Raw genomic sequence first — 25,754 nt, forward strand, 5'->3', positions numbered from 1 at the left:
ACGGCCAGAGCCGACGACCAGAGCAGGCGCCCTGCGGTCGGCACCCAGCCCCTGGCACAGGCGCGGGCACCCGGCACAGAGTCCAGGCAGGCACCGGCTAGCCGAGCAGTTCCGCCAGTTCCGCCTCGCGCTCCGTGAGCTGGGCCAGGAGCTGCTCGGCGACCTCGTCCAGGAGATGGTCCGGGTCGTCCGGGGCCATCCGGAGCATCGAACCGATCGCGCTCTCCTCCAGCTCCCGCGCGACCAGGGCGAGCATCTCCTTGCGCTGGGCAAGCCATTCGAGGCGGGCGTAGAGCTCCTCGCTGGGAGTCGGTCCCTGCTCCGGGAGCTTCGGCCCGGCGGCCCACTCCTCGGCCAGCTCCGCGAGCAGCGCCTCGTCGCCACGGGCGTAGGCCGCGTTGACCCGGGTGATGAACTCCTCGCGGCGCTCGCGCTCCGCGTCCTCCTGGGCGAGGTCGGGATGGGCCTTGCGGGCCAGCTCGCGGTAGAGCTTGCGGGCCTCCTCGCTGGGTCGTACCCGCTGCGGGGGCCGGACCTGCCGATCGGTGAGCATCGCCTCGGCCTCCGGGGACAGGCCCTCGCCGTCCATCCAGCCGTGGAAGAGTTCCTCGACACCTGGCATCGGCATGACCCGGGCCCGTGCCTCGTCCGCCTTGCGCCGATCCTCGGGGTCGCCGGTGCGGGCGGCCCTGGCCTCGGCGATCTGTGCGTCCAGCTCGTCGAGGCGGGTGTACATCGGGCCGAGTTTCTGGTGATGCAGCCGCGAGAAGTTCTCGACCTCGATGCGGAAGGTCTCGACCGCGATCTCGTACTCGATCAGCGCCTGCTCCGCGGCCCGTACGGCCCGCTCCAGCCTCTCCTCGGGCCTGGGCACACCACCGTCGGGCGTCGCCCGGTCCTCACCGGCGACACCACCTTGCTCAGCTTCCGGGGTCGTCACCCGACCAGCCTAGGCCACGGCACCGGCGCACTCGGATCCCGCCGGGAGACCGGAGGGCCGTCGCCGCCCAGGGCCACGCCCGACACGCCTCCCGACGCCCGGCTACCAGCAGCGTCGGACCCGCACAGGGCCGCCGCACAGGGCCGCCGCACAGGGCCGCCGCACAGGGCCGGCGCCCGCCGTCACCCACCGTCCCCCCGCCGTCACACCCCCATCTCCGCCGCGATCCTCCCCGACCGCACCGCCGCAACCAGCTCCGCGTGGTCCGCCTCGGTGCGGTCGGCGTAGGCGACGGCGAACGCGGTGATCGCCTCGTCCAGTTCCTCGTTCTTGCCGCAGTAGCCGGCGATCAGTCGCGGGTCGGCACTGTGGGCGTGGGCGCGGGCCAGCAGGGCGCCGGTCATCCGGCCGTAGTCGTCCAGCTCGTCGGCGGCGAGGGCGGCGGGGTCGACGCTGCCCTTGCGGTTACGGAACTGCCGTACCTGGAAAGGCAGTCCGTCGACCGAGGTCCAGCCGAGCAGGATGTCGCTGACCACCTGCATGCGCTTCTGTCCCATGACCACCCGCCGGCCCTCGTGGTCCGTCTCCGGCTCATCGAACCCGGCGCTCACCAGATGCGGCACCAGCGCCGAGGGGCGGGCCTCCTTGACCTGGAGGACGAGCGGTTCGCCGCGGTGGTCGAGCAGCAGGACGACGTACGAACGAGTGCCGACGCTGCCGGTGCCGACGACGCGGAAGGCGACGTCGTGCACCGCGTGGCGGGCCAGCAGCGGGAGGCGGTCCTCGGAGAGCGAGGTCACGTACTCCTCCAGGGACGCGGCCACCATCGCGGCCTCCACGTCGGGGACGCGGCGCAGCACCGGCGGGGCGTCGACGAACCCGCGACCGCCGTCCTCGGTCGGCGCCGTGGCCTTCGCGGCGAAGCGCCCGCTGGTGTTGGCCCGCGCCTTCTCGGAGACCCGCTCCAGCGTGCCGAGCAGGTCGTGGGCGTCCGTGTGGGAGACGAGTTCCTCGTCCGCGATGGCGTTCCACGCGTCCAGCACCGGCAGCCTGGCCAGCAGCCGCATGGTGCGGCGGTAGGCACCCGCCGCGTCGTTCGCGGCCTTGCGGCAGGTGTCCTCGTCGGCGCCCGCCTCACGGGCGGCGAGCACGAGGGAGGCGGCGAGCCGCTTGAGATCCCACTCCCAGGGGCCGTGCACCGTCTCGTCGAAGTCGTTCAGATCGATGACCAGGCCGCCCCGCGCGTCGCCGTACAGGCCGAAATTGGCGGCGTGGGCGTCACCGCAGATCTGGGCGCGGATCCTCGTCATGGGCGTGCGTGCCAGGTCGTACGCCATGAGGCCGGCCGAACCACGCAGGAAGGCGAAGGGGGTGGCCGCCATCCTGCCGATCCGTATCGGCGTGAGCTCGGGGATACGGCCTCGGCTCGACTCCTCGACCGCGCTCACCGCGTCGGGCCGGTCACCGTCCAGGTCGAGGGTGGCGTGCGCGCTGCGCGGGACGCTCTGCCGCAGCGCCTTGCCCTCCTCCTTGGGCGTGCCCGGGGCAGGCCACTCGGCGAACCCGGGGACCCGGGGGAGCCGGTGGGCACCCCCGGTACTCGTCGTCTGCTGACCCTGGACCGCGCCTCCGGCCACCGTCTCCGCACCGACCTCGGTCACGTCGACCGCCTCCCCCGCACTGGCACTCACGCACGAACATCAACTCATGCCGACGGTACAGCGAGTGGCCGAAACGCGTCAGGTCCTGTGGACGACTCCCCGGCTGTGGAAAACACGGCCACCCGCACGCTCCGCCGCCCCTGCAACAGCCGAATGCAACCGCCGAAGCCACCGCCTCGTCGCCCGGTCGGGAGACCACCGACTGCGAGCGAACGCAGCCACCGGCCTCAGCAGCCCGCCGACCGCTCCCCCTCCGGCCGATGCCCCTTCGCCCCGCCGCTCCCCCTCCAGCCGATGCCCCTTCGCCCCGCCGCTCCCCTCCGGCCAATGCCCCTTCGCCCACTAGCCGAGCGCCTCGCCGCGTACAGCCCGCCGACCGGGTGAAGCCGACCGAGCGCCGACCGAGCGCCCACCGCCCGCCCCCACCCGGACAGCAACCGGACAGCAACCGGACGAGGCCCCTGACCACCCCCCACCCCGCCTCCCGCCCATATGCAAGTCTTCGCCAGAGCAACACGAGGAGCAGGCGATGACTGAGAGCGCGAAGGCGGCGCCGCGGCGGCGGCACGCGCAGGCGAACCGGCGGCGCATCCTGGACGCCGCCCGCGAGACGCTGAGCCAGGATCCGGAAACGACCATCGACGACATCGCCCGTTCGGCAGGAATCGCCCGCCGCACGCTCTACGGCCATTTCGCCAGCCGGGAGGTCCTCCTCAACGCCCTGGCGGACGACGCCGTGGAGACGCTACGCCAGGCGTTCGTCGCGGAGCAGAACCCCGTCGAGTCCTCCGACCTGGCCCTGGCCCGCTACATCACTGCCGTCTGGGGCATCGGCGACCGCTTCCGCATGTTGATCACCCTCGGCCGCCGCAACCTGGACGGCGACATCCGCGGCGCGCTGACCCCCGTACGGGATCTGGCCGGGGAACTGCTCGCGCGGGGGCAGCGGGACGGAGTGTTCGCCGACCATCTCCCAGCGCCGGTCCTGGCCCACGTAGTGGAGTCGGTCGTCGTGTCGATGCTGGAGTCGGTGAACGACGAGACATGGGAAGGCTCCGCCTCCGCCGCCGTGACCGCGGTCCTGCTGGCCGTCGGAAGGACCCGCACGGAGGCGGAAGCCACCCTTCGACACCTGCGTACCGTACCGGCACCTGAGGTCGAACCCATCCCTAACACAGCTGATCAATCCTGATGATCAGCTCAATACTGCGCATCCATGTAACGCCTGTCCCACGCTGAGCCCGTGCCCGCGCAGAAGTCCACCGACAGCAAAGAACGCGACAGCAAGACCGCCCCCCTTCGACGCGGCCGTCACGGACGCGCTGGAGGAGTACGGGGAGCTGATCGACCACATCGTGGAGGCCGTCGACAATCCGGCCGAGGTGTTCGACGCCGAGGTGTTCGAAGCCGTACACCCGGAGGTGGCCGGCCCGCGGGCCGGCGAGCAGATGGCCGCCCTGGTGCTGCGCATGCCCGGCCTGACCCCCCAGGAGGCCGACGAGGTGGCCCGCCGGCCACTTCCGCCCGCTCCGTGACCGGGACGAGCGACGCGGAACGACGGCAGGGCCCCGACCGTGAGATACCTCACCGCCGGGGCCCTGCCTCTGTCCCACGAGAAACGGGCCCTCACCGTGACTTTCGTCACTGGTGAAGACCCGTTCGCTGTGCGCGAGGGGGGAGTTGAACCCCCACGCCCTTTCGGGCACTGGAACCTGAATCCAGCGCGTCTGCCTATTCCGCCACCCGCGCATTGGGTGTGTCCTCGGGCCCTTCCCCCTTGGGGTCCGGCGCCTTCCGACACGCAGAACATTAGCACGCTGGAAGGGGTGGGTTCACATCCCTTATGGCCGGGCAGCCGCCCACCAGCACGGTCGTCGTCCCCTCCCCTGTCACCCGTCCTCGTGCCCTTCGACTACGTATCAACGTCGACCGGTTCACGTATCAACCTCGTACCGGTAGCGGCCGTCTCCCCAGGAGCCGGTCCGGGTCCACAGTCCGGTGCGGGACACTGGTCTACGGCCGCCTCTACGATCCTGGACAGGACTACGTCCGAGAAGAGTTCGAAGGGGAGCTCCGGAGGGAACTTCGGAGGCGTCGACACCCGTCGACCGGTCCGACAGGGGGAACCAGCCGATTTACCGGCGCGTGGATACGATCAGTAAGCAGTACCAGCAGTACCCGGCACGGCAGTGCCCGCTCAGCGGGACACAGGACGGCAGCAGCTACGGAGGAGGTGCCCCATGGGAGTCCTGAAGAAGTTCGAGCAGCGCCTCGAAGGTCTGGTCAACGGCACCTTCGCCAAGGTGTTCAAGTCCGAGGTGCAGCCCGTGGAGATCGCGGGAGCGCTCCAGCGCGAGTGCGACAACAACGCGACCATCTGGAACCGCGACCGTACGGTCGTCCCCAACGACTTCATCGTGGAGCTGAGCACGCCGGACTTCGAGCGGCTCAGCCCCTACTCCGGTCAGCTCGGCGACGAGCTCGCCGGCATGGTGCGCGACTACGCCAAGCAGCAGCGCTACAGCTTCATGGGCTCCATCAAGGTCCACCTGGAGAAGGCGGACGACCTCGACACCGGCCTGTACCGGGTCCGCAGCCGTACGCTCGCCTCCTCCACCAACCAGCAGGCCTCCGGGCCGGCGGCCCCGTCCGCTCCGGCCGGACGACCCTCCGCCGGCGCCCCCGGGGCCCCCGGCGGCTACGGCTACCCGCCGGCCGCCGCGCCCGCCGGTGCCCCGCCCATGCCGGCGGCACCGCCGCCCGGCGGCCGCGGCGGAGGGTACGGCTACCCGCAGCCCGCAGGCGGCGCAGGGCGGTCCCCGGCCGCCCCGGCACCCGCGGCCGGCGGTCGAATGCGCCACTGGATCGAGATCAACGGCACCCGCCATCAGATCTCCCGCGCGACGCTGGTGCTGGGTCGCAGCACCGAGGCCGACGTGCGGATCGACGACCCCGGCGTCTCCCGCCGGCACTGCGAGATCCGGACCGGAACGCCCTCGACGATCCAGGATCTCGGCTCCACCAACGGCATCGTGGTGGACGGGCAGCACACCACCCGCGCTACGCTCCGCGACGGCTCGCGGATCGTCGTGGGCAGCAGCACCATCATTTACCGGCAAGCCGAAGGGTGAAGCGGGGGCAATGTCAGAGCTGACCCTCACGGTCATGCGGCTGGGTTTCCTGGCCGTACTGTGGCTGTTCGTGATCGTGGCCGTGCAGGTCATCCGCAGCGACCTGTTCGGTACGCGTGTCACCCAGCGCGGTTCGCGCCGGGAGAGCGGACGGCAGCAGCAGGCCGCCGCCCGCCAGGCGGCCGCGCCTCCGCAACAGCGCCAGCAGGCCGCCGGCGGCCGCCAGCGTCGTAACGCACCCACCAAACTGGTGGTGACCGAGGGCACACTCACGGGCACCACCGTCGCGCTCCAGGGCCAGACCATCACCCTGGGCCGGGCGCACGACAGCACCATCGTGCTGGACGACGACTACGCCTCCAGCCGCCATGCCAGGATCTACCCGGACCGCGACGGCCAGTGGATCGTCGAGGACCTGGGCTCCACCAACGGCACGTATCTCGACCGAACGCGGCTGACGACCCCGACGCCGATCGGACCGGGCGCGCCGATCCGCATCGGCAAGACCGTCATCGAGCTGCGGAAGTAGTGCCACGTCATGAATGAGCGCGAGCGGAGCGAGCACGCAGCGGCGCCCGGCACCCCGGGCCCCGGCGCGCTCCCGACCGGAGGGTGGGCACCGTGCGGATGTACCCGGAGCCGACGGGCGAGGTGCGCATGAGTCTGTCACTGCGCTTCGCCGCCGGATCGCACAAAGGCATGATCCGGGAGGGCAACGAGGACTCCGGATACGCCGGGCCCCGCCTGCTCGCCATCGCCGACGGCATGGGCGGCGCGGCGGCCGGCGAGGTCGCCTCCTCCGAGGCCATCTCCACCATCGTCGCCCTCGACGACGACGTGCCCGGCTCCGACATCCTCACCTCGCTCGGCACCGCCGTGCAGCGCGCCAACGACCAGCTGCGCGCCATGGTCGAGGAGGACCCGCAGCTGGAGGGCATGGGCACCACGCTCACCGCGCTGCTGTGGACCGGCCAGCGCCTGGGCCTGGTGCATGTCGGCGACTCGCGCGCCTACCTGCTCCGCGACGGCGTCCTCACCCAGATCACGCAGGACCACACCTGGGTGCAGCGGCTGGTCGACGAGGGCCGGATCACCGAGGAAGAGGCCACCACCCACCCGCAGCGCTCCCTGCTGATGCGCGCGCTGGGCAGCGGCGAGCACGTCGAGCCCGACCTCTCCATCCGTGAAGTCCGCGCCGGCGACCGCTACTTGATCTGCTCCGACGGTCTGTCCGGGGTGGTGTCCCACCAGACCCTCGAGGACACCCTCGCCAGCTACCAGGGCCCCCAGGAGACCGTGCAGGAGCTCATCCAGCTCGCGCTGCGCGGCGGCGGCCCCGACAACATCACCGTGATCGTCGCCGACGTCCTCGACCTCGACACCGGCGACACCCTCGCCGGGCAGCTGTCCGACACCCCGGTCGTGGTCGGCGCGGTCGCCGAGAACCAGCTCCAGCTGCACGACAACGGCATCATGCAGACCCCCGCCGGCCGCGCCTCCGGGCTCGGCCGCCAGGTGCCCGGACAGGGCGGCGGCGAGTTCGGCCCGCCCGGCTCCGGCGACACCACCGGCTTCATCTCCACCGCCGGCTTCGGCGACTACGACGACGATGACTTCGTCAAGCCCCGCAAGGGCCGCAGGTGGCTGAAGAGATCCTTCTACATCGCCCTGGCGCTGGCCGTCGTCGGCGGCGGCCTCTACGGCGGCTGGCGCTGGACGCAGACGCAGTACTACGTCGGCGCCAACGGCGAGCACGTCGCCCTCTACCAGGGCATCAGCCAGGATCTCGCCTGGGTCTCGCTGTCCAAGGTGCACAAGGACCACCCCGAGATCGAACTCAAGTACCTGCCGACGTACATGCAGAAGCAGGTCAAGGCGACGATCACCGAGGGCGGTCTGAAGGACGCCCAGACGAAGATCGACTCTCTGGCCCTCCAGGCCTCCGCGTGCAAGAAGGAAGCCGCGCGCGAGCAGGCCGAGGCGGAGAACAACGCCAAGACCGGCGAAGGCGAGGCCGGCGGCACCACGGGAACCACACCCGTCTCACTGACGTCCAAGGCCACACCGACTCCGAACCCGTCGGCGTCGAACTCGCCCACCCCGTCCCCGACTGCGCCCACGCCCACCCCCGGCCCCAGCCTCTCCGACCAGGAGCAGAAGGTCGTCTCGCAGTGCGACAAGCAGTAGCCGAGCCGTGAGAGGCCCTGTCACACGATGAGCAGTACTACCAACACATCGACGCACCACACGTCAACCATCGGCGCCATCGGCACCCCGAGCCGACGCAACACCGAGCTCGCGCTGCTCGTCTTCGCCGTGGTGATCCCTGTGTTCGCCTACGCCAACGTGGGCCTGGCCATCGACGACAAGGTCCCGGCCGGCCTGCTCAGCTACGGCCTGGGTCTCGGCCTGCTGGCCGGCATCGGCCATCTCGTCGTCCGCAAGTTCGCGCCGTACGCCGACCCGCTGCTGCTGCCGCTGGCCACGCTGCTCAACGGGCTGGGACTGGTCGTCATCTGGAGACTGGACCAGTCCGAACTGCTGCAGTCGATCAACCAGGCGGGCAACGCGGCCTCCCGCCAGCTGCTCTACACGGCCATGGGCATCGCGCTCTTCATCGCCGTGCTGATCTTCCTCAAGGACCACCGCGTCCTGCAGCGTTACACCTACATCTCGATGGTCGGCGCGCTCATCCTGCTGCTCCTGCCGCTGGTCCCGGGCCTCGGCACCTCGATCTACGGCGCCAAGATCTGGATCTCGGTCGCCGGATTCTCCATCCAGCCCGGTGAGTTCGCGAAGATCGTCCTGGCGATCTTCTTCGCCGGCTACCTGATGGTGAAGCGGGACGCGCTCGCCCTGGCCAGCCGCCGCTTCATGGGCCTGTACCTGCCGCGCGGCCGTGACCTCGGCCCGATCCTGGTCGTCTGGTTCATCTCGATCCTGATCCTGGTCTTCGAGACCGACCTGGGCACCTCGCTGCTGTTCTTCGGAATGTTCGTCATCATGCTGTACGTCGCCACCGAGCGGACCAGCTGGATCGTCTTCGGTCTGCTGATGTCCGGCGTAGGCGCGGTCGGTGTGGCCAGCTTCGAGCCGCACGTCCAGCAGCGCGTCCAGGCCTGGCTGGACCCGATGAAGGAGTACACGCTCTCCCGACAGGGCGTCGGCGGCCACTCCGAGCAGGCCATGCAGGCCCTGTGGGCGTTCGGCTCCGGCGGCACCCTCGGCACCGGCCTCGGCCAGGGCCACTCCGACCTCATCCGGTTCGCCGCCAACTCCGACTTCATCCTCGCCACCTTCGGCGAGGAACTCGGCCTGGCCGGCGTCATGGCCATCCTGGTGATCTACGCCCTGATCGTGGAGCGCGGCGTGCGCACCGCCCTCGCCGCCCGTGACCCCTTCGGCAAGCTGCTCGCCGTCGGTCTGTCCGGTGCCTTCGCGCTCCAGGTCTTCGTCGTCGCGGGCGGCGTGATGGGCCTCATCCCGCTGACCGGTATGACGATGCCGTTCCTGGCCTCCGGCGGCTCCGCCGTCATCGCCAACTGGGCTCTCATCGGCATCCTGCTACGCATCAGCGACACCGCACGCCGCCCGGCGCCCGCCCCCGCCCCGAACCCCGACGCCGAGATGACCCAGGTGGTCCGCCCGTGAACAAGCCCCTGCGCCGGATCGCGATCTTCTGCGGACTCCTCGTCCTCACGCTGCTCATCCGCGACAACTGGCTCCAGTACGTCAAGGCGGACGAGCTCAGGACCGACACCGCCAACCGCCGCGTCGCCATCGAGCGGTACGCCACCCCGCGCGGCGACATCATCGTCGACGGCAAGGAGATCACCGGCTCCAAGGAGGTCTCCAGCGGCGACTTCGAGTACGTCCGGACCTACAAGGACGGCGCCATGTGGGCGCCCGTCACCGGCTACGCCTCGCAGGCCTACGGCACCAGCCAGATCGAGAACCTCGAGGACGGCATCCTCACCGGTACCGACGACACCCTCTTCTTCCGCAACACCCTGGACATGATCACGGGCAAGAAGAAGCAGGGCGGCAACGTCGTGACCACCCTCAACTCCGCCGCCCAGAAGGCCGCCTACGACGGCCTCAAGGGACGCGGCAAGGGCGCCGTCGCCGCGATCGACCCGTCCACCGGCGCGATCCTGGCCCTGGCCTCCTACCCGTCGTACGACCCCTCGACGATCGCCGGGTCGAACGACGGGGAGGCCTGGAAGAAGCTCATGAAGAAGAACAACCCGGACGACCCCATGCTCAACCGGGCGCTGCGCGAGACCTACCCGCCGGGTTCCACCTTCAAGGTGGTCACCGCGGCCGCGGCGCTGGAGGACGGCCTCTACAGCGAAGCGGACCAGAAGACCGACACGCCTCTGCCGTGGACCATGCCCGGCACCACGACCGAGCTGAAGAACGAGGGCAACATCCCCTGCAAGAACGCCACGCTGCGGGTCGCCCTCCAGTACTCCTGCAACACCGTCTTCGGCAAGATCGGCTCCGACCTCGGCAACGACAAGATGCTCGCCGAGGCCGAGAAGTTCGGCTTCAACTCAGAGCAGTTCACGCCGGTCCGCGCCAACGCTTCGGTCTTCTCCGACGACATGAACGAGTCGCAGACCGCGCTGTCCTCCATCGGCCAGTACAACACCGCCGCGACTCCGCTGCAGATGGCCATGGTCGCCTCGGCGGTCGCCAACGGCGGCGAGCTGATGAAGCCGTACATGGTCGACAAGCTCCAGGCTCCGAACCTCGACCCGATCGAGACGACCGAGCCGGAGGCGATGAGCCGGCCGCTGTCGTCGGAGAACGCCCAGATCCTCCAGTCGATGATGGAGACGGTCGTCAAGGACGGCACCGGCAAGAACGCGCAGATCGACGGCGTCACCGTGGGCGGCAAGACCGGTACCGCCCAGCACGGTGTCGACAACAGCGAGAAGCCGTACGCCTGGTTCCTCTCGTACGCCAAGCTCGCCGACGGCAGCTCGCCGGTGGCGGTGGCCGTGGTGGTCGAGGACGACAGCGCCGTGCGTGACGACATCTCCGGCGGTGGCCTCGCGGCGCCCATCGCGAAGAGCGTGATGGAGGCGGTCATCAACAGCAAGAAGTGACCCCGATCACGTCCCCTTCACATCGGTGCACGTTGCGATACCGGTCCTGTATCGGGTGACGGGCTTGGCCAGGTCACACAAAGCTATCCGGGTACGGTAGGCCCGGACGGCAGCCACCGACCGCACGCGTGTGCCGGTCGGGACCGACGGAGAGGGCTGGTAGGAAGCTATGGAAGAGCCGCGTCGCCTCGGCGGCCGGTACGAGCTGGGCCAGGTGCTCGGTCGTGGTGGCATGGCGGAGGTATACCTCGCACATGACACCCGTCTCGGCCGCACCGTGGCGGTGAAGACGCTGCGCGCGGACCTCGCGCGCGACCCGTCTTTCCAGGCCCGGTTCCGCCGGGAGGCCCAGTCGGCCGCCTCGCTCAACCATCCCGCGATCGTCGCGGTCTACGACACGGGCGAGGACTACATCGACGGGGTCTCGATCCCGTACATCGTCATGGAGTACGTCGACGGCTCCACCCTCCGTGAGCTTCTCCACAGCGGCCGCAAGCTGCTGCCGGAGCGCACGCTGGAGATGACCATCGGCATCCTCCAGGCCCTGGAGTACTCGCACCGCGCCGGCATCGTCCACCGCGACATCAAGCCCGCCAACGTCATGCTGACGCGCAACGGCCAGGTCAAGGTGATGGACTTCGGCATCGCCCGCGCCATGGGCGACTCCGGCATGACGATGACGCAGACGTCCGCCGTGATCGGCACCGCCCAGTACCTCTCCCCGGAGCAGGCCAAGGGCGAGCAGGTGGACGCGCGGTCCGACCTCTACTCGACGGGCTGTCTGCTCTACGAGCTCCTGACGGTCCGGCCGCCCTTCGTGGGCGACTCCCCGGTGGCGGTGGCGTACCAGCACGTACGGGAAGAACCCCAGGCCCCGTCCGTCTTCGACCCCGAGATCACGCCCGAGATGGACGCCATCGTCCTGAAGGCACTGGTCAAGGACCCGAACTACCGCTACCAGTCGGCCGACGAGATGCGCGTCGACATCGAGGCCTGCCTCGACGGTCAGCCGGTCGCGGCGACGGCGGCGATGGGCTCCGTGGGCTACGGCGGCTACCCCGACGACCAGCCGACGACGGCCCTGCGCGCGGACGCGGGCGCCACCACGATGCTGCCGCCCATGAACCCGGACGACGGCGGCTACGGCTACGACGACCGCCCCGACCGGCGCCGCCAGAAGAAGTCGAGCACCTCGACGATCCTGCTGGTCGTGGCCGGTGTCCTGGTGCTCGTGGGCGCGATCCTCATCGGCAAGTGGATCTTCGACAGCGGCGGCGTGAGCAACAACACCGTCAAGGTGCCCAGCTTCGTCAGCCAGTCGGAGGCAGACGCCAAGAGACTGGCCAAGAACGCCGGGCTGGCGGTCACGACCACACCGAAGGCCTGCGAGACCGAGGCCAAGGGCAACGTCTGCGACCAGGATCCGGCCGCCGGCCAGGAAGTCGAGAAGAACTCCACGGTCAACCTGGTGATCTCCACCGGCGCCCCGAAGGTGACCGTCCCGAGCGTGATCGGCCTGAACGTCGATGAGGCCAGGGACAAGCTCGAGGGCGAGGACTACGACTTCAAGATCAAGACGGAGTCCCGCGAGTCCTCGGCCGACGACCCGAACACCGTCCTCGACCAGGATCCGATCAAGGGCGAGGAAGTGGAGAAGGGCACGACGATCACCCTCGTCGTCGCCAAGGCCGAGGAGAAGTCCACGGTCCCCGACGTCCTCGGCAAGTCCTGTGACGAGGCCAAGGCACAGATGACGGCCAACAACCTGGTCGGCAACTGCACCGAGGTCGAGACCGACGACCAGAACCAGAACGGCAAGGTCATCCAGACCTCGCCGCAGGCGGGTTCCTCAGTCGACAAGAACTCCACGGTGAACATCCAGGTCGGCAAGGCGGCAGCGGAGAAGACTCCGGTCCCGAGCGTCGTCGGCCAGACCGTCGGCCAGGCCAAGCAGACGCTGAACGCCGCGGGCTTCACCAACATCCAGTTCGCCAACGGCAGCGACCAGAGCGACACCGCGTTCGTGAGCCAGCAGGACCCGCAGGCGAACAGCGAGGTCGACGACCCCGCCGGCACCAAGATCACTCTGACGACCATCGGCGTCGGCAACAACGGTGGCAACAACGGCGGGAACAACGGCGGCTTCTTCGGAGGCGCCACGGGAACAGCGGCCCGCACGGAAAGCTGATCCCCCACCGCTGAGCACGGACGAAGCCCCGGCACCCTCACCTGGAGGATGCCGGGGCTTCGTGCTGCGGTGCTGTCGTGCTGCGGTGCTTCGTGCCGCGGTGCTGTCGTGCTGTCGTGCTGTCGTGCTGTCGTGCTGTCGTGCTGTCGTGCCGCGATACTCGTGCCTCAAGGGCCTCTGTCAGCCGAGTTCCTTGGGCGGCGTCCGGTCGCTGTCCACCTTCTCCGTGCGGACCAGTTCGCCCCAGACGACGTACCGGTACCGGCTCGTGAACACCGGCGTGCAGGTCGTCAGGGTGATGTAGTGGCCGGCCTTCTTCTTGCCGGACTCCTTGGGGATCGCCGAGAGGACCTTGACGTTGTACTTCGAGGTCTCGGGAAGGACCGCGTACGCCTTGTAGACGTACCACTTGTCCTTCGTCTCGAAGACGATCGGGTCGCCCTTCTTGATCTTGTCGATGTTGTGGAACTGCGCGCCGTGGCCGTCCCGGTGCGCGGCCAGGGAGAAGTTGCCGGTCTTGCCGCTGGTCGGGAGCGCGGACTTGACCGGGTCGGTGTAGTAGCCGGCGACACCGTCGTTGAGGATCTTCGAGGAGGTGCCCTTCTCGACCAGGACCTCGCCGTTCTTCATCGCGGGCACGTGCAGGAACCCGATGCCGTCCCCGGTGTCCAGTGCACCGGGGCCACGGTTCTCGTGAGCCCAGGTGTCACGAACCTTGTCGCCCTGCTGATCCGCCTTGCGGTCGGCCAGGACGTTCGTCCACCACAGCGAGTAGACGACGAACAGGCCCAGAACGAGGCCCGCCGTGATGAGGAGTTCGCCGAAGACACTGACCGCCGTCGCGATCCGGCCCATGCCGCGGCGACGCGGCGCGGGTGCGGGCTGGGAGGGGTCGGTCTGCTCTGCGGTGCCTTCGGTGGTCGCTGCCACTTGTCATCTGCCCTTACTCGACGAGCGCATCCGGCTTGCCCTTGCTGCGCGGCCGTTCCTCGACCATCTTGCCCCAGACGATCAACCGGTATTTGCTGGTGAACTCCGGGGTGCACGTGGTGAGGGTGATGTAGCGCCCCGTCTTGGTGAAGCCCGACCCCGGCGGCACCGGATCCAGCACGCTCGTGTTGCTCGGCGACGTCACCGGCAGCATCGACGCCATCTTGTAGACGAAGTAGTCGTCCTGCGTCTCCACGACGATCGCGTCGCCCGGCTGCAGCCTGTTGATGTACCGGAACGGTTCGCCGTGCGTGTTGCGGTGGCCCGCCAGTCCGAAGTTGCCGGTCTTGGCCTCGGGCATCGCCGTCTTCAGCGGCTCCTCGCCGTAGTGGCCGACCATGCCGCGGTCCAGCACCTTCTTGCTGCTTATGCCCTCCGCGATCGGCACCACGACGTCCAGCTTCGGGATGTGCAGGAGGGCGAAGCCCTGACCCGGCTCGAACGCCCCCGGGTTGCGCTTGCCGTTCGCCCAGTCGTCCTGGAGGCTGCTCGCCTCCCGGTCCGCCTGCGCGTGCGCCCGGACGTTCGTCCACCACAGCTGGTAGGTGACGAACAGCAGCATCAGCACGCCGGTGGTGATGAACACCTCACCCACGGCCCGGCTCGCGACGACCGCCGCACCGGGCTTGCGCGCCCGCGCCTGGCGCCGCGCCTCCACCCGGGAGAGCGGCCTGCCCTCCTCCGAGGACTCCGGAGCCTCCGGCGACTCCGACGCCGGCCCCACGGCGGCACCATGACGCCCGCCACGGCGCTTGGCGGCCTTCCTGCGGGCCGCACGGCCACCCGAGGTGGTTCCTGTGGCGGAGGAGGCGGCTGAGGCGTCAGAAGCGGACAGGGGCTCGCCGCCGACCGGGCGCGCCGGCGGCTCGGGTATCCGCAACGCCACGGTCTCGTCGTCGAGGGGTGGCCGGTAGGGCTCCTCGTGGCCGGCGGCCGCGTCGTAGGGCACCGAGTCGTACGACTCGTACGGCATCCCGCCGTACGCGTCCTCGCGCTCGGGGCGCAGCGCGGTCACGCCGTGGCCCTGCCCACCACCGGGGCGAGCCCCGCCGACCTCGCCACCGCGTTCTGGTCCCCGCACTCCAGCAGCCAGTTGGCCAGCATGCGGTGCCCGTGCTCCGTCAGCACCGACTCGGGGTGGAACTGCACACCCTCGACGGGCAGGTCACGGTGGCGCAGGCCCATGACGATGCCGTCGTGGGTGCGGGCGGTGACCTCCAGCTCGGCCGGCACCGTCGCCGGTTCGGCCGCCAGCGAGTGGTACCGGGTCGCCGTGAAGGGCGTGGGCAGGCCCGCGAAGACGCCCCTGCCCTCGTGCCCGACCAGCGAGGTCTTTCCGTGCAGCAGCTCGGGCGCACGGTCCACGACACCGCCGTAGGCCACCTGCATGGACTGCATGCCCAGGCAGACACCGAAGACGGGCACCCCGGTGCCGGCGCAGTGCCGCACCATCTCGATGCAGACCCCGGCCTCCTCGGGCGTGCCGGGACCGGGCGACAGCAGCACGCCGTCGAAGCCGTCCTGGGCGTGCGCCGTCGACACCTCGTCGTTGCGCAGCACCTCGCACTCGGCGCCCAGCTGGTACAGGTACTGGACCAGGTTGAAGACGAAGCTGTCGTAGTTGTCGACGACGAGAATCCGCGCAGTCACTGGTTGTCCACCGTCACATCGTTGAAGGGCAGCAGCGGTTCGGCCCACGGGAAGACGTACTGGAACAGGACGTAGACCACAGCAACGACCAGCAGGAGCGAGACCAACGCCTTCGCCCACGCGTTCCCCGGCAGATGCCGCCAGATCCAGCCGTACATGCCGTCCCTTCCCTCGCACCACGGCACCAGACTCACGCCGTACCGCACCAGACTAACGGCGCAGAGCCGGTGGTTTCCCTGCCTCCACAGGCTGTGTGGAGTCGAGATGCGCCCAGACGATCAGCCGGTGGCTGTGCCCCCACTCCGGATCACACGTGGTCAGTGTGAGGTAGCGGCCCGGACGCGTATACCCCGACTTACGTGGCACAGCGTCGATCACCTCGACGTCGGAGGGCACGGTTTTGTAAGGGCCTTTGTCGATCCGATACGTGAACCAGGTGGTGCCGTCCGTCAGCACGACCGCATCGCCCTGTCGCAGCCGCGGGAAGTCCTTGAACGGGTCGCCGTAGGTACGCCGGTGGCCGGCGACCGCGAAGTTGCCCGTCTGGCCGAGCTGCGCGCTGCCCGCGTAGTGGCCGAGGCCCTTCTTCAGCGTGCCGGTGGCGGTGTTCTCGAGCACCGGCTTGTTCCACGTGAAACCAAGACGCGGGATGTACATGATCGCGAACGGCTTCCCCGCCTTGTAGGCCACCGGCTCGGGCGGGCTCAGCGGGCTCCCGGGCGCCCCCGACGTCGCCGCGGGCCGAACGGGCTCCTGCGACCACTGCCTCTGTAACCGGTCGATCTGGTCGTCCATCACGTGGTCGGCCTTCACACCCGTCCAGAACAGCACATAGACGACGAACAGTACGATCAGGGCGCCGAGGGTGATGCACATCTCGCTGACGGTCCTGACGACAACACGCACCGGCAGCTCCAGAAGGGACCGACTACTCCACGGGCTTGGCGTACTGCAGATCCACTGTGCCCGAGTAGCCGGGAAGAGTCACCGCCCCGTCCTCTTCGACTTTCCATCCGAGTCCGTACACGTTGACGTACACCATGTAGTTCTGGATGGCCGGACTCGCCGCGAGCGCCTTCTGCAGTGCCTCCGGGTCGCCGACCGCGGTGATCTTGTACGGCGGCGAGTAGACCCGGCCCTGAAGAATCAGCGTGTTGCCCACGCAGCGCACGGCACTGGTGGAGATCAGGCGCTGGTCCATGACCTTGATGCCCTTGGCCCCGCCCTTCCACAGCGCGTTCACCACGGCCTGGAGGTCCTGCTGGTGGATGACCAGGTAGTCGGGCTGCGGCTCGGGGTAGCCGGGGAGCTTGGCCGTCGCGTCCGGCGGGGCGTCGTTGAGGGTGACGGAGACCGCCTGCCCGGTGAGCTTCTGGGTGCCGGCGTTCTTCTCCAGGGCCGCGAGTTTGTCGTCCTCGGCCTTGGTGCTGCCGTCGTCCCGCTCGGCGAGCGACTCGATGTCGCGGCGCAGGGCGCCGTTGGACTCGTCGAGCTCGCCGTTCTTGTGGCTGCGCTCGTGGATGAGGTCCGAAAGCTTCAGCAGGGAGGTGTCCGTCCGGATGTTGGTGCCCTTGGCGGTATCGAAGCTGGTGAAGAAAATGAGCCCCGCGAGAGCGAAGACGCCTGCCGTGAGCACACGCACAGGCCGAAAACCTCGTCGGCCGGCAGGGCTGGATCCCGTCCCGGGGGAGTCGGCAGAATTGCTCAACGTACCCTTATCTCCTTCGGCGCCGCGGAAGCACTACGCTAACGGACGCCCGGGGGAGCACTAAGTGTCCCCTTGTACGCTGCCCCGGAGCCCGCCCCAGTTCCCTGCGCGGCCACGCAGCGCATCGACAGGAGAGACCCTCGTGCCGAAGTCACGTATCCGCAAGAAGGCCGACTACACGCCGCCCCCGGCGAAGCAGGCGACCACCATCAAGCTGACCAGCCGCTCCTGGGTCGCCCCGGTGATGCTGGCCTTGTTCCTCATCGGCCTCGCCTGGATCGTCGTCTTCTACGTGACGGACGGTTCACTGCCGATCGACTCGCTGGACAACTGGAACATCGTGGTGGGCTTCGGCTTCATCGCCGCCGGATTCGGTGTCTCCACGCAGTGGAAGTAGCTCTGCCCAGGGCTATCCACTGAGTTATCCACAGGCCCGTGCAAATTTCCACAGCGAGCTGGGGAAAAGACGACGATCTGTGGATAACCCATCGGGTGTTGACGCCGGTACGACTGACACACCGGCAACCGAAAGCCTGTTCGCCCCCTGCCCGACCTGCGGAAACGTGGGCCAGCGGCAGGGGGCACCTGCTTTCCCGCACACTATGCACAAGATTCGCCACGCACTGTGGACAACATCCGCTCAGCTGGGAGAACGAGGGGCTCAGGTGAGCTGAGCGGTCCTCACCAGCGTCACGATCACGATCACGGCCAGGACCAGCGCACAGGTGCCGTACTGGATCAGCGCGCGACGCTCGCGCGGCGCGTGCACCATGGCATAGCCCGTGACGAGACCGGCGACGAGGCCGCCGATGTGGGCCTGCCAGGAGATGTTGAAGCCCGGGTTGAACGTGAAGATCAGGTTGATCACCAGCAGGGCGATGATCGGCCGCAGATCGTAGTTGAGGCGGCGCATCAGGACGGCGGTGGCGCCGAAGAGGCCGAAGATGGCGCCCGAGGCGCCGAGGGTGGCCGTGGTCGGCGAGGCGAGTAGGTAGGCGAGGACGCTGCCCGCGAGGCCGGAGACGAAGTAGAGCGTGAGATAGCGGGCCCGTCCGAGAGCGGCTTCGAGAGGGCCGCCGAGCCACCAGAGGCTGAGCATGTTGAAACCGATGTGCCAGACCTCGTTGTGCGTGAACATCGAGGTGACCAGGCGGTAGTACTCGCCGCCGGCGACGCCCTGGGTGGGTTCGAAGGGGGCCGGCGGCCAGGCGCCGATGAGGACCAGGTCGTTCAGCAGCGAGGTCCGGACGTGGACGGCGATGAACACCGCGAGGTTGATCCCGACGAGGATCTTGGTGAGCAGGCGGGGGTCGGCCGCGATGGTGCCGCCGGCGATGGTGCGGGGCTGGGAGGCGGTGGGGGCGTGACCGGTGCCCGAGCCGCCCCGGACGCAGTCGGGGCACTGGAAGCCGACGGAGGCGCTGACCATGCACTCGGGGCAGATGGGCCGCTCGCAGCGGGTGCAGCGGATGCCGGTCTCGCGGTCCGGGTGCCGGTAACAGCCGGGCAGGCCCTGAGCGTCCCGCGAACTGCTCGCCGCCTGGTCCATGACATCCCCTAAGTCGTCGTACACACGTGCACCGCCCCGCCCATCCTTACGGATGAGCGGGGCGTTTGGTTCCCTCAGTGCGGGCCGGAGCGGTCTCGGCCCGCACGCGAAACTCTGTGGTCACTCCCGGACGCGAGTCCGTGCGCTGTCAGCCCTGGCGGGTCTCGATGACGACCGACTCGATGACCACGTCGTTGGCCGGCCGGTCGTTGGGACGCGTGGTGGGAACGGCGGCGATGGCGTCCACCACCTTCTGGCTGGCGGGGTCGGTGACCTCGCCGAAGATGGTGTGCTTGCGGGTCAGCCAGGCCGTCGGGGAGACGGTGACGAAGAACTGCGAGCCGTTGGTGCCCGGGCCGGCGTTGGCCATGGCCAGCAGGTAGGGCTTGTTGAAGGACAGGTCCGGGTGGAACTCGTCCTCGAACTCGTAGCCCGGACCGCCGATGCCGGTGCCGAGGGGGTCGCCGCCCTGGATCATGAAGCCGCTGATGACGCGGTGGAAGATCGTGCCGTCGTAGAGCTTCTTGGTGGACTTCTCACCGGTGGCGGGGTGCGTCCACTCGCGCTCACCCTGGGCGAGCTCGACGAAGTTACGGACCGTCTTCGGGGCGTGGTTCGGCAGGAGCCGGACTTCGATGTCGCCGTGGTTCGTCTTGAGGGTGGCGTAGAGCTGCTCGGCCACGATCTGCCTTCCGTCGTCCTTCGGTGCTTTCCGATCCTTGCACGGTTCGTTCCGTGCGTCGCCCGGCACCCGCCTGCGAGCCGGACGACGCACGGAATCCCTCGCAGAAATCCAGTCGAGTGGTCGCGGGGCGGGGGCGCGGGGCGACGATCCGTGGCATTGTCGACGACAAGCTCCTGTTGCCCGGTATTCATCCGCTATTACACGTGATCGGTTCTTGAGGAGTTCTTGATCGGAGATGGTCCGGAGTCCGTGCCCGTGACCCGGATGCCCGCCCGCACATGCCCGAAGGCTCCCCGACAGGCATGATCCGTAAAAGGGTGGAAAGTCGAAATACCGTACGCCACCGAGGAGGAGGAACCCGTGACCCGCATCGACAGCGTGCGCGCCGCGACCGGCTCGGCGAAGGACAGCGTGCTGCACGCCGCGGAAGTGGTGGCGCCCTACGCCGACACCGCCAAGGACAGGGCCGCGCACTACGCGCAGGAGGCACGCGTACGGCTGGCACCGAAGGTGTCGCAGGCCGCCGACCAGGCTCGTGTCCAGTACGACGCCCATCTCGCGCCGCGTCTGGAGCAGGCCCGTTCGCAGGCCCTTGCCCATGTCCCGCCGAAGGTCGACCAGGCCGCCCATGAGGCCGCGTCCCGTACCCGCAAGGCCGCCAAGCAGGCCGCCGACTACTCCCTGCCCAGGCTGGAGCAGGCGGTGGCCGCGACCGGCCCCGTCCGCGACGAGGCCACCGCTCGCAGTGTGGCCGCCTTGGCCGCCCTGCGGGGCCAGGTCACGCCGAAGGAGATCCAGAAGCTGGTCCGCAAGCACCAGCGGCGGGCGCGAGCCGGTCGGCTGGCCAAGGCGCTGGCGGTGACGGGCCTGGTCGCGGGCGGCGCCTTCGCCGCCTGGAAGTGGTGGGACAAGCAGGCCAACCCGGACTGGCTGGTCGAGCCGCCGGCCGCCACGGAGGTACCCGAGTCGGGCCGTCTGAGCTCGGTCGACGGTACCGGCCAGTCCGTGCTGGACCCGGAGGTACAGGCCAAGCAGGCCGAGGAGGAGGCTGCGCACCGCGACGAACGCGGCTGACTGAGACTCCCGTTGAGGGGCGGAGGGCCGGTGGCCTTCCGTCCCTCAACGTCTTGCGCGCTGCGGTCAGCAGGCGTTTCACGTGAAACGACCGGCTGACCAAAAGTGCCCTCTGAACTGCGTTTCCGCAGTTCAGAGGGCACTTTTTCCTGTGGAGCCTAGGGGAGTCGAACCCCTGACATCTGCCATGCAAAGACAGCGCTCTACCAACTGAGCTAAGGCCCCGAAGATGGCCGTCCCCCCGGAAGTACCGCGTACCGGGAGGCGACGCAGACCAGAGTACCGGGTCACCCCCTGGATCTCGCAAAAAGATGGGGGGTCCCCGTGAACGACCACTCTCCGTAAGATGCTCGGCGTGGTTCGCTACAGCGAACCACCGTTTTTGGGGAAAGCGATGGGGAGACGCAATGGACGCCGCACAGCAGGAAGCAACCGCAAGAGCGCGGGAACTGCAGCGGAACTGGTACGGGGAGCCACTGGGGGCGCTCTTCCGTAAGCTCATCGACGATCTTGGTCTGAACCAGGCTCGTCTCGCGGGGGTACTGGGACTGTCCGCACCGATGCTGTCGCAGCTGATGAGCGGCCAGCGGGCGAAGATCGGCAATCCTGCCGTGGTCCAGCGGGTGCAACTGCTGCAGGACCTGGCGGGGCAGGTCGCGGACGGCAGCGTCAGCGCGGCCGAGGCGACCGACCGCATGGACGAGATCAAGAAGTCTCAGGGGGGCTCGGTGCTCAGCAACACCACACAGACGACCAGCAGTTCGGGCGCGCCCACGGTCAAGCGGGTGGTCCGCGAGATCCAGTCGCTGCTGCGCTCGGTGGCGGCCGCGGGAGACATCATCGAAGCGGCCGACACCCTCGCCCCGACCCACCCGGAACTGGCAGAGTTCCTCCGGGTGTACGGCGCCGGCCGCACCTCCGACGCCGTCACGCACTACCAGTCCCACCAGAACTGACCCCGCGGCCCGGTCGTCGAAGGGGGTTCGGCAGCCGGGCCGTCGGCCGCGGAGGAACACGAGGGGGCCGCGCCCCTCGCCGGGACGGACACGGGGGTGTCCGCAGCGACGAGGGCGTGAGAGGGGTCGTATCGCTCATCACGGGGGAAGCAGGAGAAACAAGGGGGTCACCGAAGGGGGAGGGGCGGCGCGCAACCATGGGTGAGGTCTTCGCCGGCCGGTACGAACTGGCCGACCCGATCGGACGCGGAGGAGTGGGTGCCGTCTGGCGCGCCTGGGACCACCGCCGTCGTCGGTATGTCGCCGCCAAGGTTCTGCAGCAGAGCGACGCGCACGCGTTGTTGCGCTTCGTCCGTGAACAGGCGCTGCGGATCGACCACCCTCATGTGCTCGCACCGGCCAGCTGGGCCGCCGACGACGACAAGGTCCTGTTCACCATGGACCTGGTCGCCGGCGGCTCGCTGGTCCACCTCGTCGGCGACTACGGCCCCCTGCCGCCCGCCTTCGTCTGCACGCTGCTCGACCAGCTCCTCGCCGGTCTCGACGCGGTGCACGCGGAAGGCGTCGTCCACCGCGACATCAAGCCCGCCAACATTCTCCTGGAAGCCACGGGCACGAACCGGCCCCGGCTGCGGCTGTCCGACTTCGGCATCGCGATGCGGCTGGGCGAACCGCGCCTGACGGAGACCAACCTCGTGGTGGGGACGCCCGGCTATCTCGCGCCCGAGCAGATGATGGGCGCTGAACCGGACTTCCCCGCCGACCTGTTCGCCGTGGGACTGACCGCGCTGTACCTCCTGGAAGGCGCCAAGCCGGACGCCAAGGCCCTCATCCAGTACTTCACCGCGCACGGCACGCCGAGAGCCCCGCAGGGCATTCCCGACCCCCTGTGGCAGGTCGTGGCCTCTCTCCTGCAGCCAGACCCTCACGCCCGCTTCCGCACGGCCACGGGCGCGCGCAAGGCGCTCTCCTCCGCCGCTGAACTCCTTCCCGAGCCCGGCCCCGACGACGAGATCATCGAGATCTTCGACCAACTCGGCCCCCTGCCTTCCGGTTTCGCCGCTTCCGGCCCGCTCAAGCGCGCACCGGGGGTGGACACCAGCACGGGTGCCGGCACCGGCAGCGGCAGCGGCAGCGGCAGCGGCAGCGGCAGCGGCAGCGGCAGCCCACGGTGGCGGACCGACGGAGCTTCCCTGTCGGCAGTAGACGGCGCGTCCTTCCTCCCGGAGCAGCAGCCAGAGGGCCCGGAAGCCGCGAATCCGGCCTCTGGGTCGGGCGGATCCGCCGCGGCCGCACCGCAGGTCAACGCGCACACGGCCTCGCAGCCCGGCTGGTCCTCCGCGGCTGCTCCCTCCGGCACCGGCTCCATGCCCGCTCAGCCCGGCTCCATAGCCGCCCGGCCCGCCTCGCGGTCCGTACAGCCCGGCTCGGGTCAGACTTCCCCGGCCCCCGCTCCCGGCTCCGCACCCCCCTCGGAGACAAGCGGCGCCCGCTCCGCGCACCCCACCGCATGGGCCGTATCCCCCGATTACCGGCAAGGCACCGGGTCGGCATCGGCCCCGGTCGACGGAACGCCCCCGCAGCGACAGCCGTCCACCCCCGCGCAACCGCTCAGCATGTCGGACACCGGCAGCTTCCATCTGCCACCCCCTCAGACCACCACCACCTCTGCCCGTCAGACGCCCGCCCCGCATACCCCTCACGAACACCCGCAGCCACAGAGGCAACCAGAGCCCCAGCACCCCCCAACTCCCCCGCCCCCGTACGTCTCCCCCCACGACCCGACCCACGTCCTCTCCTCCCCCCGGCCTCACGCTGCCTCAGCCGCCCATCACTCCCCTTACATCCCTCCCACCGCCCCTCCCGCCCCTGCAACAGCAGTGCACCAGCGCGCTGAACCCTCTACTACTTCGTACACCGCTCAGGCCCCGCAGGTTCCACCTCCCGCGCAGGCGATGTCGCAGCCGCGCCACCGGGCAGCCCGCTCCGCACGCCGCGCCGGCCCGCCCGCGAAGGTGGCGATACCGCTGCTGCTGCTCGCGCTGGCCTGCTATGCCGTGGGTTTCTGGGCACTGGCCCAGATCTGAGCCGGACCGACCGACCGGCGCCGAAAAGGCAGACGGTCAGAGGGCAGCCCTCGCGCCGGGCCGCCCCCGACGACGCCCCAGCCCCGTCCACACCCCGAGAACCACCAGCACCACGGTCCCGCCGCCGATGCCTCCCACAGCGAGGACCCTCATCAGGGCGTCTCCGCCCGCCGACGCGTCCGTCGACGCCCCGCCCGCCTGCGCCGACTCCCGATCCTGTGCCGCCGTGACCTGGAAGATGCCCCGTGGCTCGGACTGGCCCGCATAGGCGGGGCCGGCTTCCACGGTGTTCGCGGTTCGGACGCGCAGGGTCAGGTCGAAGGGCCCGTCACCGAAGTCCTCGGCCATCTGCGTCACCAGGTGCACGACAAGGTAGTACGAGCCCGCGAACCGCATGCCGCTGACGTGGTCGGGGGCCGCGTAACGGTTGGCGTAGGCGACGGGCGGGAGCGGTCGCAGGGCCGCCGACCGTTGGCTGCCGTCGTAGCCGACCCCATCGTCGTCGACCTGGCCTCGCACGGGGTTGTAGAGGGAGAGGTTCAGCGCGCTGGGCACGAAGCCGGCGTCGCCGCTCACGCTGCCGAGTTCCGCGGTGGCGTAGAGCTGCAGGCCCCAGTCCAGGGGCACCTCGTAGAAGAGTGTCTGCCCGGGCCGGATGTCGTCGCGCCAGACGCCCTGGCCCAGGGACGTCGCCGTGTCGAAGCCCGCGCCGCCCTCGCGGGACTCGGGCTCGCCGGTGGGGGGCGTGGGGGAGGCGGAGTCCCAGTCCTCGGGTGCGCTCGTGTCACCGACCTGCTCGAGCTTCGGCTCGGACACCGGGGCGATCTCCATGTCCCACTCGTCCACGGAGGAGGTCACCCCTCTCCGGACCCGCTCGACGAGCACGTAGTACGTGCCGGCCCCTTTGCAGACGGTCCCGCTGCGCGAGGCGTTCCGCTCGACGAGCGCGGTGACGGGGTGCGCGCTGCGGCCGACCCCGATGCCGGCGGTGTCCACGGAGCAGGAGTGGCTGTCGGCGTCCTGCAAGGACACCTTCACGCCGTCGCCGGCGGAAACGGTCGCACCAGGGGGAGGGACCGCGGTGACGGAGACGTACGCGTTCGACGTGACGTCGAGTTCGAGGCGGTAGTGGAGCCGGCCGGTGGTGGGGAGGGAGCTGCGGTACGTCGTGCCGGGCTCCAGAGGTTCGGCGTCGGCGGTGCTCGTGGCGCCCGTGACCGATCGGGCGTACTCGTCGAACGCGTAGGCACCCGGTGCGTCGGCCGCCCTCGCGGGCGCCCCCGCCAGGCCTGCCGTCGTCCCCAGCAGCGCGGCCACGGCGACCACCCGCACGGCCGTTCCACGACCACACCATGCCCCGGCCCGCCACCACGCCGTACGCCGCCCCATCACGCGCCACCCCTCGTCGTACACCGGACCGGGACTGTCGCTCATCCTGCCCCGCCGCGCCGCGTGCCACCCGCGCAATCCGTACGGGCGTCCGAAACACCCGCATCAAAGCACCCGCTCCGCACAGGACCGCAGGCCTGCAACACAAAACCCCGACCGCGTGGCGGCCGGGGTCTGCTCAGGATCGGGTGTCGGTACTCACGAACCCGTGGGCACGGAGTCAGTCGCCTCCGTCCACAGATCCTGCTCGGCGCGATCCGCCTGGATCTGGCGGTACACGAGGAGCCCGCCGATAGCGGCCAGTGCGACCAGGAGAAGCTTCTTCACCGCGCGACCTCGTCTTTCCTTGACGTAGGGGACCTCTGGCGCCCGACTATACACACCGACCGAGACCGATCGGTGACCTGCCTCGAGCCCTCAACTCCCGCCCGGAACACCGCAATAGAAGCGGACGAGGGCGCTCCGATCAGAGGGTGATCACATCCATACGGGCGGCCACTTTGACCGCCTTCATCATGTATTTCCCCATTTTCCGCCCTCATGCACCCATCCGAGTGGTGTTCATCCGAAGATCGACGCGCCACGGGCGTCGGTCCACCACTTCGCGGTCCCCATACACATGATGAGGAAAG

General features: G+C 69.5%; 24 protein-coding genes and 2 tRNA genes. 12 read left to right on the top strand and 14 right to left on the bottom strand.

Annotation, left to right across the window (positions count from 1 at the left end; translation table 11 throughout):
- Nucleotides 1-97: 97 nt before the first annotated feature.
- Together AQJ84_RS16675 and AQJ84_RS16680 are read right to left on the bottom strand one after the other, a co-directional pair.
- Entirely contained in the window at nucleotides 98-940 is an 843-nt protein-coding gene (locus AQJ84_RS16675; protein ID WP_078632104.1) for a J domain-containing protein, read from the bottom strand.
- Nucleotides 941-1,143: 203 nt separating this feature from the next.
- Nucleotides 1,144-2,577: a DUF2252 domain-containing protein gene (locus tag AQJ84_RS16680; protein ID WP_053191497.1), complete on the bottom strand. Its 1,434-nt coding sequence runs from the start codon at nucleotides 2,575-2,577 to the stop codon at nucleotides 1,144-1,146.
- Nucleotides 2,578-3,130: 553 nt separating this feature from the next.
- Here AQJ84_RS16680 and AQJ84_RS16685 point away from each other — a divergent pair.
- Entirely contained in the window at nucleotides 3,131-3,793 is a 663-nt protein-coding gene (locus AQJ84_RS16685; RefSeq protein WP_051870064.1) for a TetR/AcrR family transcriptional regulator, read from the top strand.
- Nucleotides 3,794-3,956: 163 nt separating this feature from the next.
- Entirely contained in the window at nucleotides 3,957-4,136 is a 180-nt protein-coding gene (locus AQJ84_RS43065) for a hypothetical protein (protein WP_030042192.1), read from the top strand.
- 130 nt (nucleotides 4,137-4,266) lie between these two features.
- Here AQJ84_RS43065 and AQJ84_RS16695 read toward each other — a convergent pair.
- Nucleotides 4,267-4,350: transfer RNA gene (locus AQJ84_RS16695), tRNA-Leu, on the bottom strand.
- 491 nt (nucleotides 4,351-4,841) lie between these two features.
- Between AQJ84_RS16695 and AQJ84_RS16700 the strand changes: the two genes are divergently transcribed.
- The 6 genes from AQJ84_RS16700 (at nucleotide 4,842) to pknB (ending at nucleotide 13,034) form a co-directional block, all read left to right on the top strand.
- Complete coding sequence (locus AQJ84_RS16700) at nucleotides 4,842-5,732, top strand: FhaA domain-containing protein (RefSeq protein WP_053191473.1); 891 nt, start codon at nucleotides 4,842-4,844, stop codon at nucleotides 5,730-5,732.
- A gap of 10 nt (nucleotides 5,733-5,742) precedes the next feature.
- The gene (locus AQJ84_RS16705; RefSeq protein WP_053191475.1) at nucleotides 5,743-6,261 is read left to right on the top strand and encodes an FHA domain-containing protein FhaB/FipA; all 519 of its coding nucleotides are present in this window, start codon (nucleotides 5,743-5,745) and stop codon (nucleotides 6,259-6,261) included.
- Between the two features lie 98 nt (nucleotides 6,262-6,359).
- Entirely contained in the window at nucleotides 6,360-7,919 is a 1,560-nt protein-coding gene (locus AQJ84_RS16710; protein ID WP_053191477.1) for a Stp1/IreP family PP2C-type Ser/Thr phosphatase, read from the top strand.
- 27 nt (nucleotides 7,920-7,946) lie between these two features.
- Nucleotides 7,947-9,383, top strand: a complete 1,437-nt coding sequence (locus AQJ84_RS16715; RefSeq protein ID WP_053191479.1) for an FtsW/RodA/SpoVE family cell cycle protein — start codon at nucleotides 7,947-7,949, stop codon at nucleotides 9,381-9,383.
- Nucleotides 9,380-10,846, top strand: a complete 1,467-nt coding sequence (locus tag AQJ84_RS16720) for a peptidoglycan D,D-transpeptidase FtsI family protein (RefSeq protein ID WP_030042196.1) — start codon at nucleotides 9,380-9,382, stop codon at nucleotides 10,844-10,846. The genes AQJ84_RS16715 and AQJ84_RS16720 overlap by 4 nt, the downstream gene beginning before the upstream one ends.
- A gap of 169 nt (nucleotides 10,847-11,015) precedes the next feature.
- Nucleotides 11,016-13,034 (top strand): Stk1 family PASTA domain-containing Ser/Thr kinase, encoded by a 2,019-nt coding sequence (pknB, locus tag AQJ84_RS16725; protein ID WP_053191481.1) that lies wholly within the window; start codon nucleotides 11,016-11,018, stop codon nucleotides 13,032-13,034.
- A gap of 180 nt (nucleotides 13,035-13,214) precedes the next feature.
- On the opposite strand, the gene AQJ84_RS16730 is transcribed toward pknB, so the two are convergent.
- The 6 genes from AQJ84_RS16730 to AQJ84_RS16750 are packed head-to-tail and all read right to left on the bottom strand — an operon-like array spanning nucleotide 13,215 to nucleotide 17,382.
- Nucleotides 13,215-13,964 (bottom strand): class E sortase, encoded by a 750-nt coding sequence (locus AQJ84_RS16730; RefSeq protein ID WP_030042199.1) that lies wholly within the window; start codon nucleotides 13,962-13,964, stop codon nucleotides 13,215-13,217.
- A gap of 13 nt (nucleotides 13,965-13,977) precedes the next feature.
- Nucleotides 13,978-15,039: a class E sortase gene (locus AQJ84_RS16735; protein WP_053191483.1), complete on the bottom strand. Its 1,062-nt coding sequence runs from the start codon at nucleotides 15,037-15,039 to the stop codon at nucleotides 13,978-13,980.
- Complete coding sequence (locus AQJ84_RS16740; RefSeq protein ID WP_030042201.1) at nucleotides 15,036-15,674, bottom strand: aminodeoxychorismate/anthranilate synthase component II; 639 nt, start codon at nucleotides 15,672-15,674, stop codon at nucleotides 15,036-15,038. Before AQJ84_RS16740 ends, AQJ84_RS16735 begins: the two co-directional genes overlap by 4 nt.
- Nucleotides 15,671-15,868 carry a hypothetical protein gene (locus AQJ84_RS40975; protein WP_198536320.1) on the bottom strand — a complete coding sequence of 66 codons (198 nt, stop codon included), beginning with the start codon at nucleotides 15,866-15,868 and terminating at the stop codon, nucleotides 15,671-15,673. The genes AQJ84_RS16740 and AQJ84_RS40975 overlap by 4 nt, the downstream gene beginning before the upstream one ends.
- A 16-nt stretch (nucleotides 15,869-15,884) precedes the next feature.
- Nucleotides 15,885-16,580 (bottom strand): class E sortase, encoded by a 696-nt coding sequence (locus AQJ84_RS16745; protein ID WP_030042203.1) that lies wholly within the window; start codon nucleotides 16,578-16,580, stop codon nucleotides 15,885-15,887.
- A gap of 22 nt (nucleotides 16,581-16,602) precedes the next feature.
- Nucleotides 16,603-17,382 carry a DUF881 domain-containing protein gene (locus tag AQJ84_RS16750; protein WP_030042204.1) on the bottom strand — a complete coding sequence of 260 codons (780 nt, stop codon included), beginning with the start codon at nucleotides 17,380-17,382 and terminating at the stop codon, nucleotides 16,603-16,605.
- A 142-nt stretch (nucleotides 17,383-17,524) separates the two neighbouring features.
- Between AQJ84_RS16750 and crgA the strand changes: the two genes are divergently transcribed.
- A complete protein-coding gene (crgA, locus tag AQJ84_RS16755; protein WP_030042205.1) occupies nucleotides 17,525-17,779 on the top strand; it encodes a cell division protein CrgA in 255 nt (84 codons plus the stop codon).
- A 264-nt stretch (nucleotides 17,780-18,043) separates the two neighbouring features.
- On the opposite strand, the gene AQJ84_RS16760 is transcribed toward crgA, so the two are convergent.
- Nucleotides 18,044-18,931 (bottom strand): rhomboid family intramembrane serine protease, encoded by an 888-nt coding sequence (locus tag AQJ84_RS16760; protein WP_030042206.1) that lies wholly within the window; start codon nucleotides 18,929-18,931, stop codon nucleotides 18,044-18,046.
- 148 nt (nucleotides 18,932-19,079) lie between these two features.
- Nucleotides 19,080-19,613, bottom strand: a complete 534-nt coding sequence (locus AQJ84_RS16765; RefSeq protein WP_030042207.1) for a peptidylprolyl isomerase — start codon at nucleotides 19,611-19,613, stop codon at nucleotides 19,080-19,082.
- A 363-nt stretch (nucleotides 19,614-19,976) separates the two neighbouring features.
- On the opposite strand from AQJ84_RS16765, the gene AQJ84_RS16770 reads away from it, so the two are divergent.
- Nucleotides 19,977-20,690 (top strand): DUF5324 family protein, encoded by a 714-nt coding sequence (locus AQJ84_RS16770; RefSeq protein ID WP_053191488.1) that lies wholly within the window; start codon nucleotides 19,977-19,979, stop codon nucleotides 20,688-20,690.
- 152 nt (nucleotides 20,691-20,842) lie between these two features.
- Here the strand turns inward: AQJ84_RS16770 and AQJ84_RS16775 are convergent.
- Nucleotides 20,843-20,915 (bottom strand) — tRNA-Ala (locus AQJ84_RS16775).
- 182 nt (nucleotides 20,916-21,097) lie between these two features.
- Here AQJ84_RS16775 and AQJ84_RS16780 point away from each other — a divergent pair.
- Together AQJ84_RS16780 and AQJ84_RS16785 are read left to right on the top strand one after the other, a co-directional pair.
- A complete protein-coding gene (locus AQJ84_RS16780) occupies nucleotides 21,098-21,646 on the top strand; it encodes a helix-turn-helix domain-containing protein (protein WP_030042209.1) in 549 nt (182 codons plus the stop codon).
- A gap of 197 nt (nucleotides 21,647-21,843) precedes the next feature.
- Entirely contained in the window at nucleotides 21,844-23,733 is a 1,890-nt protein-coding gene (locus tag AQJ84_RS16785) for a serine/threonine-protein kinase (protein ID WP_059198832.1), read from the top strand.
- A 36-nt stretch (nucleotides 23,734-23,769) separates the two neighbouring features.
- On the opposite strand, the gene AQJ84_RS16790 is transcribed toward AQJ84_RS16785, so the two are convergent.
- Both AQJ84_RS16790 and AQJ84_RS40980 read right to left on the bottom strand, forming a co-directional pair.
- Nucleotides 23,770-25,167 (bottom strand): hypothetical protein, encoded by a 1,398-nt coding sequence (locus AQJ84_RS16790; RefSeq protein WP_225877321.1) that lies wholly within the window; start codon nucleotides 25,165-25,167, stop codon nucleotides 23,770-23,772.
- 153 nt (nucleotides 25,168-25,320) lie between these two features.
- Entirely contained in the window at nucleotides 25,321-25,449 is a 129-nt protein-coding gene (locus tag AQJ84_RS40980) for a DLW-39 family protein (protein WP_003999697.1), read from the bottom strand.
- Nucleotides 25,450-25,754: the final 305 nt, after the last annotated feature.

The organism is Streptomyces resistomycificus (genome assembly GCF_001514265.1).
Taxonomy (GTDB): Bacteria; Actinomycetota; Actinomycetes; order Streptomycetales; family Streptomycetaceae; genus Streptomyces; species Streptomyces resistomycificus.